The 13,086-nt window shown below is 44.1% G+C and carries 12 protein-coding genes and 1 pseudogene; 8 read left to right on the forward strand and 5 right to left on the reverse strand.

Going from position 1 to position 13,086, the window contains the following annotated elements:
- Window positions 1-171: pseudogene (locus tag FTV30_RS06950) on the reverse strand (IS4 family transposase); the annotation flags it as partial.
- A 235-nt stretch (window positions 172-406) separates the two neighbouring features.
- Here FTV30_RS06950 and FTV30_RS06955 point away from each other — a divergent pair.
- The gene (locus tag FTV30_RS06955) at window positions 407-1,024 is read left to right on the forward strand and encodes a superoxide dismutase (RefSeq protein WP_005097397.1); all 618 of its coding nucleotides are present in this window, start codon (window positions 407-409) and stop codon (window positions 1,022-1,024) included.
- A gap of 204 nt (window positions 1,025-1,228) precedes the next feature.
- On the opposite strand, the gene FTV30_RS06960 is transcribed toward FTV30_RS06955, so the two are convergent.
- Complete coding sequence (locus tag FTV30_RS06960) at window positions 1,229-1,726, reverse strand: hypothetical protein (RefSeq protein ID WP_180001299.1); 498 nt, start codon at window positions 1,724-1,726, stop codon at window positions 1,229-1,231.
- A gap of 103 nt (window positions 1,727-1,829) precedes the next feature.
- Here FTV30_RS06960 and FTV30_RS06965 point away from each other — a divergent pair, with 103 nt between their 5' ends.
- From FTV30_RS06965 to dapC, 5 genes are all read left to right on the forward strand, one after another.
- Window positions 1,830-2,582, forward strand: coding sequence for an AzlC family ABC transporter permease (locus FTV30_RS06965; RefSeq protein WP_159138591.1), 753 nt, complete (start codon window positions 1,830-1,832; stop codon window positions 2,580-2,582).
- Window positions 2,579-2,926, forward strand: coding sequence for an L-valine transporter subunit YgaH (gene ygaH, locus FTV30_RS06970; RefSeq protein ID WP_005097402.1), 348 nt, complete (start codon window positions 2,579-2,581; stop codon window positions 2,924-2,926). The genes FTV30_RS06965 and ygaH overlap by 4 nt, the downstream gene beginning before the upstream one ends.
- A 369-nt stretch (window positions 2,927-3,295) precedes the next feature.
- Window positions 3,296-4,510, forward strand: a complete 1,215-nt coding sequence (gene purT, locus FTV30_RS06975; protein WP_180001300.1) for a formate-dependent phosphoribosylglycinamide formyltransferase — start codon at window positions 3,296-3,298, stop codon at window positions 4,508-4,510.
- Between the two features lie 26 nt (window positions 4,511-4,536).
- Window positions 4,537-7,203, forward strand: a complete 2,667-nt coding sequence (glnD, locus tag FTV30_RS06980; RefSeq protein WP_005097404.1) for a [protein-PII] uridylyltransferase — start codon at window positions 4,537-4,539, stop codon at window positions 7,201-7,203.
- Between the two features lie 23 nt (window positions 7,204-7,226).
- Window positions 7,227-8,396, forward strand: a complete 1,170-nt coding sequence (dapC, locus tag FTV30_RS06985) for a succinyldiaminopimelate transaminase (RefSeq protein WP_180001301.1) — start codon at window positions 7,227-7,229, stop codon at window positions 8,394-8,396.
- Window positions 8,397-8,508: 112 nt separating this feature from the next.
- Here dapC and FTV30_RS06990 read toward each other — a convergent pair whose 3' ends face one another.
- Together FTV30_RS06990 and msrB are read right to left on the reverse strand one after the other, a co-directional pair.
- Entirely contained in the window at window positions 8,509-8,985 is a 477-nt protein-coding gene (locus tag FTV30_RS06990) for a glutathione peroxidase (RefSeq protein ID WP_180001302.1), read from the reverse strand.
- Window positions 8,982-9,401 carry a peptide-methionine (R)-S-oxide reductase MsrB gene (gene msrB / locus FTV30_RS06995; protein ID WP_004645533.1) on the reverse strand — a complete coding sequence of 140 codons (420 nt, stop codon included), beginning with the start codon at window positions 9,399-9,401 and terminating at the stop codon, window positions 8,982-8,984. The genes FTV30_RS06990 and msrB overlap by 4 nt, the downstream gene beginning before the upstream one ends.
- Before the next feature lie 228 nt (window positions 9,402-9,629).
- On the opposite strand from msrB, the gene FTV30_RS07000 reads away from it, so the two are divergent.
- Both FTV30_RS07000 and FTV30_RS07005 read left to right on the forward strand, forming a co-directional pair.
- Window positions 9,630-11,060 carry a pyridoxal phosphate-dependent aminotransferase gene (locus FTV30_RS07000; RefSeq protein ID WP_180001303.1) on the forward strand — a complete coding sequence of 477 codons (1,431 nt, stop codon included), beginning with the start codon at window positions 9,630-9,632 and terminating at the stop codon, window positions 11,058-11,060.
- A 217-nt stretch (window positions 11,061-11,277) separates the two neighbouring features.
- On the forward strand, window positions 11,278-12,489 hold the full coding sequence (locus tag FTV30_RS07005; protein ID WP_180001304.1) for a YbfB/YjiJ family MFS transporter: 1,212 nt from the start codon (window positions 11,278-11,280) through the stop codon (window positions 12,487-12,489).
- On the opposite strand, the gene FTV30_RS07010 is transcribed toward FTV30_RS07005, so the two are convergent.
- A complete protein-coding gene (locus FTV30_RS07010; protein WP_180001305.1) occupies window positions 12,468-13,028 on the reverse strand; it encodes a M23 family metallopeptidase in 561 nt (186 codons plus the stop codon). The two genes, FTV30_RS07005 and FTV30_RS07010, sit on opposite strands and share 22 nt — an antisense overlap.
- Between the last annotated feature and the right edge of the window lie 58 nt (window positions 13,029-13,086).

The following is a 13,086-nucleotide window of genomic DNA, read 5'->3' on the forward strand; positions in this document are numbered from 1 at the left end:
ATAAAATGATTGTGGTAAGCACTTGATGGGCAAGGCTTTAGATGCAGAAGAAAGATTACATGTTTGCTTTAAAATGATCACAAGCATGATGAGCGCAAAGCACTTTAAATGTGACTTGTTCCATTTTAGAGATTTGTTTAAGATAAGATATAACTCATTGAGATGTGTCATAGTATTCGTCGTTAGAAAACAATTATTGTGACATTATTTCAATGAGTTATCTATTTTTGTCGTGTACAGAGACCTAGGAAATAAGATGACCGAGCGTAGAAAACTTACAGGCAACGCATAATTCACACATATTAACAATAATGATAATTATTCTCATATAAAAATATTAAATTCAGGCGTATGTTAAATCTAATGAAAAATAACATGATTTCATTCTAGCAAAGGAATCCTGACCATGAGCTATACCCTGCCTGTACTGCCATATCCCTATGATGCCCTAGAGCCTCATATCGATAGCAAGACCATGGAAATTCATCATAGCAAGCATCATCAAACCTATATTAATAATATCAATGCAGGGATCGCAGGAACCGAATGGGAAGATTTATCGGTCGAAGCCTTAATTAGCAAATTCAATGAAGTACCGCAGCAATTAAAACAGAACGTGATCAATAATGCCGGTGGACATGCCAATCACTCCCTGTTCTGGACAGTCATGAGTCCAGACGGTGGCGGCCATCCAGAAGCTGAAATTGCAAAGGCCATTGAACATGAATTAGGCGGATTCGAGGCATTTAAAGACACCTTTACCCAGGCAGCACTGAGCCGTTTTGGTAGCGGTTGGGCCTGGCTGAGTGTTGCGCCAGATCAAACACTTATTGTAGAAAGCAGCGCCAATCAGGACTCTCCACTGATGCATGGCAATATTCCCATTTTAGGTCTGGATGTCTGGGAACATGCCTATTATTTGCACTATCAAAACCGTCGTCCGGAATATATCTCGGCTTTTTTCAATGTCGTGAACTGGCAAGAAGTGAATCGTCGTTATCTGGAAGCATTGAACACGCTTTAGCTTTAAATATTTAAGGAGATCGATCATGTCTACACCTATTCTGATTAAACGCATAATTGGCAGCACACTCCTGATCTGTGGTGTATTTGTGATTTTATTAGAACATGTGTGGATACCCTCTTTTTAGAGTCTTGCTGTTGTCTCATCCTAAAAAAGCCAGTCTGAATGACTGGCTTTTATGCTTATAACTAAATGGCTAAAGGTTTATTGCATATTAGCAATCGCGGTGCCTTTTTGTTTGGGATCAGTATTTCCCAATTCAGGATTATCAATCGCATTCTGACATTGCAGTTTATCCCGCTCATAATCCGCCTGCTTTTGTTCCAGACTGCTGCCATTATCGATCACGGTACGCGCCCAGATTTCCAGACTGGTTAAGGCTTTACGACACAGAGCATATTTACCTTCAGTCACCGAATCGGTCATTTTGACATTAATACGCCAGTCTGTGCTCAGCTTACGTGCCGGTTGACGCACCTGGGTTTCCAGCTGATCCACTTCTTTATTATAAACCAGTGGATCGACTTTATTGATCAGTTGCCATGCCTCATTGGCATAGGTGGTCGCATCATTCGTCAGTTTAGGTGCCGGTTTAATTTCTGGCTTATCAGTCGATTGACTGTCATTCCCACACGCTTGTAACAACAATGCAGTGCTCATTAAAGCAGCTGTCAGCATCGTACGTGTCTTGAACATCCACATATCAGGCTCGCCAATTTAAACATTTCGGCACTATGCTATTAAATTCACGTAGAATACACAATCTTCATTTGACCCATCGTTCAACTCTCCTTCAAGGTGTGTCGTGTCTGAACAGAATCAACTCGCTACGCAACCTGCTGGCTTCTGGCAAGGTGCAAAAGATAGCCAAGCGATCATCTTCACTTATTTACCAGTGTCGTTTGCTTTTGGCGTTTCAGCCACTCAGTTTGGCTTTACGGCTTGGGAAGCGCTGTTTCTTTCCTGCTCGATGTATGCAGGTGCCAGCCAGTTCCTTGTGGTCGCACTTTTAGGCAGTGGCACATCTATCTGGATGACAGCATTAACGGTGATTGCCCTAGACATTCGGCATTTGCTCTATGGCCCTGCGCTGCAAAACCTGATTCAAGACCGGCTGAATTTAAAGAAAACCGCGATCTGGTCTTGGGGTCTGACCGATGAGGTTTTTGCTTCCGGCATGATCAAGCTCTCGCAACGGCGTCAGGAATGGTCTGAATCCTGGATGCTGGGTTTAAGCCTGTTTAGCTGGATGTCCTGGGCATTGGGATCTTTTCTCGGTGGTTTATTTGCCGATCAGGTCAGCAATCTGCCGCAATTCTTGCAAGCGGCTCTAGACTTCCTGTTACCTGCGCTGTTCCTGAGTTTCCTATTGGCTGCTTTTGAGAAGAAACATACTTTTGTTGTGGCTGTCACCATTCTGGTTTCTGCTGTGGCCTGTTACTTTATTGATCTGTCTGCCGCGATTTTCATTGGCATCAGTTCTGGTATTTTTGCCGGCCTGTTCAAGCACTATATCTTAAAACAGCCAGATCCTGAACATGCAGGAGATCAAGCATGAATCTAGAGATTATTCTGGTCGGCATTGTCGTCGGGATCGCCAATTTCGTCTCACGCTTCGGGCCTTTTTTTGTGATTCAGAAATTTCAGCAAGGCTCACAAAAACGCGGAGCATTGTGGCTAAAAATTGCCTTGGGTTCAATCGGCATTGCGGCAATCAGCTCCATGCTGGTAGTTGCTACCTTACCGCCATTATTAGAAACACCGAATAAAAGTATTGCGATGCTGGTCGGATTTATCGTACTCACTGCGCTTTACTTTAAATTCAAACGCATCGTGATGGCGACCCTGACCGCAGCACTGACCTATGGTCTGGTTTATACCTATGTGCCGATGACGTTTTAAGCTTGAACTGACTGATCAATCAAGATAAAGACTTATGCTTATGGAATAGTATAGGTCTTTATTATATAAAAATAATTAGCTGATCCCTATCATTTTTCCTGAAAGAAAAAGCTCAAATAAAATCATTTCCGTATTCTTTTATACTTTTTTAATACTCGACCAGTTGTAGATAGAAAAAAGCTATTGCCAAAACAGGATATACCGTCTTCAAATCAGTCTGACAGATCAGTGACATGACAATTACGCCTTACTTACATCCAGAAAAACTTTATAAATAAAACTGTTGGACAATATCACAATTTTGTATGAATCTTGGCTTAACTGCCGGCTCAGTTCTGCTATGCTAAAAGTCCATAAAATCAAGCATGGATGACACACATGAGCGTGACTATTGGTACTCCCCTGCAAGCTTCTGCCTATAAAGTTCTATTATTGGGTTCTGGTGAACTGGGCAAGGAAGTGGTGATTTCACTACAACGTCTTGGGGTCGAAGTTCATGCTGCTGACCGTTATGAGCATGCACCTGCCATGCAAGTCGCGCATTATTCCTATACCTTGAATATGGCCGATGCTGAAGAATTAAAACAATTGATCCATCAAATCCAGCCACATTTAATCGTTCCTGAAATTGAAGCCATTGCCACACAAGTACTGGTTGACGTTGAAGAACAAAATATTGCGACCGTCATTCCTTCGGCTAAAGCGGTCAATCTGACCATGAACCGCGAAGGCATTCGCCGTCTGGCCGCAGAAGAACTGGGGCTGCCAACTTCAGCGTACCGATTTGCTGACAGTTTAGAGTCCTTCCGTGCTGCCTGTGATGATGTCGGCTATCCAAACTTTGTCAAGCCGGTCATGTCCTCTTCTGGCAAAGGCCAGTCTCGGGTAAAAAGCTTTGCAGAGGTAGACGCGGCTTGGGAATATGCGCAAACTGGTGGACGCGTCAATCAGGGTACGGTGATTGTCGAATCGCAAATTGACTTTGATTTTGAAATTACCTTATTGACTGTTCGTGCAAAAAATCCGGCAACCGGCGAGATCGAAACCTCTTATTGCGATCCGATCGGACATCGTCAGGACTCGGGCGATTATGTCGAAAGCTGGCAACCTCAGCCGATGACTCCAGCAGCGCTAGAGGAATCTAAGCGCATTGCCCACAAAGTCACCACAGCACTGGGTGGTTGCGGAATCTTTGGTGTAGAACTCTTTGTCAAAGGCGACCAAGTATGGTTTAGTGAGGTTTCTCCTCGTCCACACGATACCGGACTGGTAACACTTGCCTCTCAATTCCAAAGCGAATTTGAATTGCATGCACGTGCGATTTTAGGCCTGCCGGTCAATACCACACGGCATAGTGTGGCTGCCAGCGCGGTGATTTATGCCGGGGTAGATGATCGTAATCTTTCATTTTCTGGCCTGAATCTTGCTTTAGCAGACGGCAATACTGATTTGCGCCTGTTTGGCAAACCTGAAGGCTTCGAACGGCGTCGCATGGGCGTTGCGACTGCACGTGCTGAAAGCATTGAACAGGCACGCGAACTGGCACTTCAGGTCGCAAATCAAGTTAGCATTAATCAAAACTAAGCTGAAATACCAACGGACCACTGTTCATGATCAATACCTTACCTCTGCTGAATTACATTAAAAGTAACCATGACATTAAAGCCATCAATCAATGGCGTAGTGATGTCGAAAATCAGCTACAGGAGAGTTTTGAAAATGGACAGTCGATTCGGGATATTATTCTGGCACGTTCCAATCTGATTGATGAAGCACTGCAATTTCTCTGGAAATATGCCGAACTGGATCAAACCGATTTGGCCCTGTTTGCTGTCGGAGGTTATGGTCGCCGTGAAATGCTGCCTTATTCTGATGTCGACCTCATGATCCTGTCAGAAGACGAGATTAGTCCAGAGCAGGAACAGCTGATTTCTACCTTCATTTCATTACTCTGGGATGTCGGTAATTTCAAACCGGGGATCAGCGTGCGTACCATCAATGATTGTGTCAGTCAGGCCAGTAGTGATCTCACCGTTGCCACTACGCTAATCGAAGCACGCCTGATTATTGGCAATGAGAACCTGTGCAAATGGCCACGGCGCATCGTGTCACGCACCTGGACCGATAAAACCTTCTTTGATGCCAAAATGGATGAGCAGCATAAACGCTATGCTCAGCACAACAATACCGAAAGCAATCTGGAACCGGATATTAAAAATGCACCGGGCGGTATCCGCGACATCAACCAGATCGGCTGGATTGCCAAACGACATTTCCGCGTCAACCGGATTTATGATCTGGTACATCTGGGTTTTATTTCAGAATTTGAACTGGGTGTGCTCGAAGAAGCTGAAAGTTTTCTCTGGGAGATTCGCCATCACCTGCACCGCCTGACCAAGCGTGACGAAAACCGCTTATTGTTCGATTATCAGCGTGATATTGCGGCTAAATTCGGCTATGTGCGTGATGAGGCGCATCATCCGAACTATCCGATCGAACAGTTCATGAAGCGCTATTATCGCAGCGCACAGCAAGTCTCTACACTCAATGAAATGCTGTTGGCCTACTTCAATGAATCTGTGATTACCCCACGTTTACCGCAATATGAACGCCAGATTGAGGAAATTAATGAAAATTTCAAACTGGTCGATGGCAAGTTAGCAGTTCAGCATCACAAGATTTTCTCGGAAAATCCAAGCGCGATTCTGGAAATTTTCTACCTGTTGGCCAATCGTCCTGAAATTCAGGGCATTCGTGCGCGTACCTTACGCCTGCTGACCTTGGCAGGAAAACGCATTGATCAGGATTTTCGTGATAATCCGGTGCATCAGGCGCTGTTTATGGCGATTATCCGCTCACCGCATCGACTCTACGACACCCTGGTGACGATGAAGCGTTATGGCGTACTGGGTAATTACATCCCGGCCTTTGGGCAAATTCTGGGCCTGATGCAATATGACCTGTTCCATATCTATACGGTCGATGCACATACCTTATTGTTGCTACGCAATTTAAATCGCTTTAAAGCACCTGAATTTGCCAAGGAATTTCCTGTGGTCAGTTCAGTGTTCCAGCGCCTGACCCGTCGTGACATTGTATATCTGGCAGCTCTTTTTCATGATATTGCCAAAGGTCGTGGCGGTGATCATAGTGAGCTTGGAGCAGCCGATGCCATTAAATTCTGCCGTAGCCATGGCTTTACCGAACGCGAAAGTAATCTGGTGGCCTGGCTGATCCAGAATCATCTGGTGATGTCTGTGACTGCGCAGAAAAAAGATATTTCCGACCCGGATGTGGTCAAAGAATTCGCAGAAAAAATGGGCGATATGGAGCATCTGGATTATCTGTATACCCTGACAGTTGCGGATATCAATGCCACCAATCCCAAGCTCTGGAATACCTGGCGCGCATCCTTGATGCGTCAGCTCTATACGCAGGCGCGTGATGTGATCCGTTCTGGTCTCGGCCGTCCGGTCGATTATCAGATGCTGATTGAAGACACCAAGTTTGAAGCCAGTGAACGTCTGGTCGAGCATTTCTCGCTCTATGATGTTGAAAAAGTCTGGCAGGAACTGGGTGATGATTATTTCCTGAAAGAAACCGCGGATGAAATTGCCTGGCATACCCGCGCCATTTTACAACATGGCGATAATCCTGCGCCTTTGGTGCTGATGCGGGCGCATCGAAAATATGCTCAGGATGCGGTACAGATCTTTATTTATACTCAGGATAAACCGAACCTGTTTGCGACCACAGTTGCCATTCTGGATCGTATGAATCTGGATGTTCAAGATGCGCGGATTATTACCGCGACCAAAGCTTTTAGTCTGGATACCTATGTGGTGCTGGATCGCTTTGGTACCTTACTCACCGACCCTGAACGGGAAGCCACCGTCATTGAAGCCCTGAAAGACGCTTTGAGCCATTCAGATGAATATCCGGGTCTGATGCAACGCCGCATTCCGCGTCAACTCCGTCATTTCGATATTGAAAATACAGTCGATATTACGATGAATGCGGCTCTGGATCAGAATATGGTCGAAATTGCGACTCTGGATCATCCTGGTTTACTTGCCAAAATTGGCGGTTTATTTATGATGCAAGGGCTGGATATCCACTCTGCCAAAATTGCCACACTTGGCGAACGTGCTGAAGATATTTTCTTTGTCACCAAAAAAAATGGCATCCCGATGAGCCCGACTGAGTCTCAAGAATTTGCAGCTGCACTCAAAGCTGCCCTGGATGAGGCTTCACATCAGGTCAGCGGTCAACACTAACACTCTGCTCGGTAACACATTTCATGAACTCTAGCTTGTCTTTATTGCACCCTTATCCCTTTGAAAAGTTAAATCGGCTTTTTGCGGATATCCAGCCTGCAAATATGCCATTAATTCCCCTGTCGATTGGCGAACCAAAGCATCCTGCACCGGAGTTTGTGAAACAAGCGATTATCGATAACTTTAAACATTTATCGACGTATCCAAACAGTAAAGGCCTGCCTGAGCTACGCGAAAGTATTGCTCAATGGCTGACGCGCCGTTTTAAGCTGAATAGCATCAGTGCAGACAGCAATATCCTGCCTGTTTCTGGTACGCGTGAAGCGATTTTCTCGTTTGTACAGGCTTTGGTAAATCGTGAAGAGGCACCTTATGTGGTGATGCCGAATCCGTTTTATCAGATTTATGAAGGTGCAACACTGCTCGCAGGTGCAAAACCATATTTCATCAACTGTACTGAAGAAAATAACTACCTTGGTGATTTTGATGCTGTTCCGGCAGAAGTCTGGGAAAAAACGGCACTGTTATTTGTCTGTACTCCGGGCAATCCAACCGGTGCAGTGCTGTCTAAAGAACAGTTTAAAAAACTGATTGCCCTGTCGGATCAATATAACTTTGTGATTGCTTCAGACGAATGCTATTCGGAGCTGTGGTTTGATCAGGCACCTGTAGGTTTACTGGAAGTTTGTGCTGAAATCGGCCGGGATGACTATAAAAACTGCGTGGTATTTCACTCGCTGTCTAAACGTTCTAATCTGCCGGGCATGCGTTCAGGTTTTGTCGCCGGTGACGCAACTTTACTAAAACCGTATTTGCAGTATCGTACTTATCACGGTGCAGCGATGCCGGTACAGCACCAACTGGCTTCTATTGCTGCCTGGAACGATGAAGCCCATGTGGAAGACAACCGGGTGCAATACCGCGCCAAATTTGATTTGTTCCAGCAAGAACTCGGTCACCTGCTGCCACTGAAAAAACCGGATGCCGGTTTCTACTACTGGCTCAAAGTCGACAATGATGAAGCCTTTGCCAAAATGCTGATGGAAAAAGCCCATATTAAAGTTCTGCCGGGCCGTTATCTGTCTCGTGATACTGAACAAGGTAATCCGGGTGAAAATCATGTACGTTTAGCTCTGGTTGCTGATCTGGCACAATGTGAACAAGTCATTCAACGTCTAAAAGCGATTCTCTAGACTTAAGTCATAATCAAAAAAACCACTGTAAATACAGTGGTTTTTTATAAAAATGCAATACGATCAATTTTAATCCAGCACTCAAAAATTCTTTCATGTCTCAAAATAAAGTTTAGAGTACTTTTTCGATTTCAACTTCAAGATCTTCAGGCTTGGTCGTCGGTGCAAAACGGTTCAAAACCTTACCATCACGTCCAATCAGAAACTTGGTAAAGTTCCATTTAATTCCATTGCCTAAAATACCTTTGGAATTATTGGTTAAATAGCGAAAAATGGCGTGCGCTTCAGGGCCTTTGACATCCACCTTGGAAAACATCGGGAAAGATACCCCGTAATTCTTCTGGCAAAATTCACCAATCTGTTCATTGGAACCCGGATCTTGACCACCAAACTGATTGCATGGAAATCCCAAAATTTCCAGACCTTGATCTTTATATTTTTCGTAAAGTTTTTCTAATCCTGAAAACTGTGGGGTAAAACCACACTTACTCGCTGTATTGACGATCAAAAGTACCTTGCCTTCGTAATCTGCAAGTGGCTTGCTTTTGCCATCTAACAATTCAGCTTCAAACTGATAAATGCTGGTCATGGATAGGTTTCCTCATCATTTTTTTCTTGTGTTTCTAAGTCCAAAGAAGCCGAGTTGACACAATAACGTAAGCCCGTCGGCTCTGGACCATCCGGGAAAACATGCCCTAAATGTGCGTCACAATGATGACAAACAATCTCAGTTCTGACCATTCCGTGTGAAGTATCAGGTAATTCTTCTACCACCGAACTGCTGACGGGACGGTAGAAACTTGGCCAGCCACAGCCGCTGTCATACTTGGTCTCAGACGAGAACAGTGGCGTACCGCAGCAACGGCATACATAGGTGCCATCTTGCTTGGTATTCCAGTATTTTCCAGTAAATGCCGGCTCGGTTCCCTTCTCGCGCGTAATGCGAAACTCCTCAGGTGATAACTCTCTTTGCCATTCCCGGTCTGATTTATTGAGTTTTCCCATGATCACATACCTTTTTATCTTGCTATTTAAAATAGGATAATCCTATATTTACGTGATTCATTTTAAAAATTCTAGTCTTTATTCAACATTTTACAAAAGACATATAATGCCTAAAAAAGCAAAAAGAAAGCAAATATAAAAATAAAAGTAAGCAATTCTTACATTAAATGTTTTTTAGTGAGCAAATTTAATGGTATTCTTAGCTCTAAATTTGCTCAGGATTAAAAAATGTCGCAAAAAAAGAGCGTAATTTTTAAAAATCTGCTGCCTGTGATCAAACAATATCAGCAGCTTGGATTTACGCATGAAAAAATTGTTGCACTACTTCGAGATGAACATGATCTCGATCTAGTCACAACTGAGACATTTAAAAGTTATTTATATCGTTATGCAAAAGTGACCTCCACTCCTTCCGAGAACATCAAAATGCCGAACACTTTCCAAACCCCTCGCGAGATCAAGAAATCATCTAAGCTCGAGCATGTGTGCTACGACATTCGCGGACCTGTGTTACGAGCGGCCATCGAGATGGAAGAAGCCGGTCACAAAATTATCAAATTAAATATTGGCAACCCCGCCCCATTCGGTTTTGAAGCACCACAAGAAATTATCAACGATGTGGCTTTAAATCTGCCAAATGCCATTGGCTATACCGATTCCAAAGGGATTTTCCCGGCACGTAAGGCGATCTGCCAGTATTACCAGCAAAAAGGCATTCTGGATATGCACGTCAATGACGTCTATATCGGTAATGGTGTGTCTGAACTGATTGTCATGGCCATGCAGGGTCTATTGGATGATGGCGATGAAATGCTGATTCCAATGCCAGATTATCCACTCTGGACTGCGGCAGTCAATCTGTCTGGCGGTACGGCGATTCATTATAAATGTGATGAAGAAAATCACTGGTATCCCGACATTGTCGATATGGAAAGTAAAATCACGCCAAATACCCGTGGTATTGTGATTATTAATCCAAACAACCCGACCGGTTCAGTTTATCCACGTCATGTGTTACAACAAATTGTCGACTTGGCCAAGAAATATGACCTGATTTTATTTGCTGATGAAATCTACGACAAAATTATCTACGATGGAATCGAGCATGTTGCTGTAGCAGCTCTGGCTGGCGATCAGCTCTGTGTTTCGTTTAACGGTTTATCTAAAGCCTATCGTATTGCTGGTTTTCGTTCCGGCTGGATGGCCATTACCGGCAATAAAGCACGTGCAGCAGACTATATTGAAGGTCTTGATATGCTGGCGTCGATGCGACTGTGCGCCAACCATCAGGCACAATATGCGATTCAAACCGCCCTGGGTGGTTACCAGTCTATTAATGACCTGATTCGTCCCGGTGGCCGTTTATATGAACAGCGTAATATTGCCTGGGAAATGCTGAACGAGATTCCAGGGGTATCTTGTGTCAAACCTGAAGGTGCGATGTACTGCTTCCCGAAACTGGATCCGAACGTTTATCCAATTCAGGACGATGAAAAGCTGATGCTGGACTTGTTACGTGCCGAGAAAGTACTTCTGGTTCAAGGTACAGGCTTTAACTGGCCGACACCGGATCATTTTCGTGTGGTGTTCCTGCCGGCTGAAAATGAACTGCGTGAAGCCCTTACCCGTGTTGGCCGTTTCCTGGCCAAGATGCGTTAACTCCTGAAATAGACAACATAAAAAAAACCGCATTTCTGAATGCGGTTTTTTTATTTCTCTCCATATTCAAAGTTTCGACTTATAACATTTTAAAAAGTACAAAGACTTCCTGAAGCACAAATTCCTGCACTCAACGGTTTCTTATCAAGTGATTTCTCCTTAATCACGAAGATTCATGTTATTTTTTAACCAAATATAAAACTTTATGAGCACACGGATGTCCTCACACACAATTAAACTCAGCCTGTTTCTCTGCCTTAGTATGTGCTTGGGGATTGGCATTCTTCGTTTCTCTTATACTGCGCTGTTACCGGGTACACGAGAAGCCTTTGGCTGGAGTACAGATTTTGCCGGGCTTTTGGGCAGTGCCAATTTACTGGGCTATTTAATTGGTGCCTATACCGCCATGCGTCTGCCTCAAGACCGCAGTATGAGCAGGTATATTCAAATTTCAGCTTTTGCCGGTATGTTCAGTCTGATGTGCTGTGCATTTTCTGGTTTCTCTGAAGTTTGGTATATCGTCTGGCGCGTGATTTCAGGAATCAGCGGCGGGCTGATGATGATCTTATCGCCAAGTGTAGTTGCGCAGTGCTGTGAACTTCAGGATCGTCTTAAAATCAACTTTATCGGTTTTAGCGGAATCGGATTAGGTGTATTAATTGTAACCCTGTTTCTGCCTTATCTGGATCAGATTTCCATACAGACTGCCTGGCTGATCTTATGTGGCTTTGCCCTGCTCATTTGTCTATGTTTAAGTGGACTTATCCAAAAATTTAAGCCTTATTTGTCCGTACAAGCACCTTCGACTACCTCCAAGATATCTTTGAATAGCGTCTTTTATAGCTTACTGGCTGTCTACGCGTGTAGCGCCTTTGCCTATATACCGCATTCGCTCTTCTGGATTGATTATTTAAGCCAGCAGTTGGAATTGAGCTTGTTCTGGATTAACTTCAACTGGATTCTTTATGGATTTGGTAGTGCTTTAGGCGCCTTCAGTGCTTATACACTGGCCAGAAAATTCGGTAATTTTGCTGCCCTGAAAATTCTTTATAGTCTTTATATTGTGGCTATTTTTATTGCGACTCTAGAGGGCCAAGCATTGCTCACGTTGAGCTCTTCCTTTTTGACCGGCATGCTAAACCCTGCTGTGGTCTTCCTGACCTCTTATACCATTTTGCAACTGTATGGGCTTGCGTATAAAAAACTCTGGAGCATTGCCACCTTGTGTTTCGCCTCTGTTCAGCTGATTGGCGGACTCAGTTTTAGTGCGTTGCAATATTTTGGTTTGAGCTATCATCAACAGTTCATATTAGCTGCATTTGTTCTTTTATTAGGAACATTGCAATTATTCTGGTGTACCCGTCCTGCCAGATTCACTCCTGAAACACAACCCCATCCAGTTTCTGCTCAAGGAGAAGGCACGAAATAAGGATATGGATTGGTCGCCCCTTGCCCGCTCAGATAAATCCCGTAATGTAGATGTGGCGGAGTATTTTTGGCATTTCCAGTATTGCCGACATAGGCAATCACTTCGCCCGCTTCCACCCAGTCGCCTTCCTGAATATGCTCAGCATAATCATTCAGATGCGCATAGTAATGCTGACTCATATCAGGCCCTGTCACCCAGATAACTTTCCCGCCCAGATTATTGGTGCCAATTTTACGTACAATCCCTTGGGTGGCACTTAAGACAGGTGTGCCACGCTGAGCAAAAATATCTGTCCCTTCATGTTTACGGCCTGCACTGCGCGCGGCTCCCCACGTATCATTAATTTTACGGACTGTAATACCTTCGACCGGAATCTGTAACGGTGCTTCTAATTGAGTCTTTTTCAGTTGCCAATAAAGATAAGGACTTTTCCATCCTGCTGCTTCACCTGAAGGTGGTGGCTGACAGGCGGTCAAGACAAAGCATACAGATAAAATTAAGCTTAAAATCCGAAAAAATTTCACCAATATTATTCGCATTTATTTTAGAAAGATGGTTTTTATCTTAAGCAGAACAGCACAATTTAAAGTCGTAATC

The organism is Acinetobacter sp. YH12255, from assembly GCF_013417355.1.
GTDB classification, from domain to species: domain Bacteria; phylum Pseudomonadota; class Gammaproteobacteria; order Pseudomonadales; family Moraxellaceae; genus Acinetobacter; species Acinetobacter pseudolwoffii.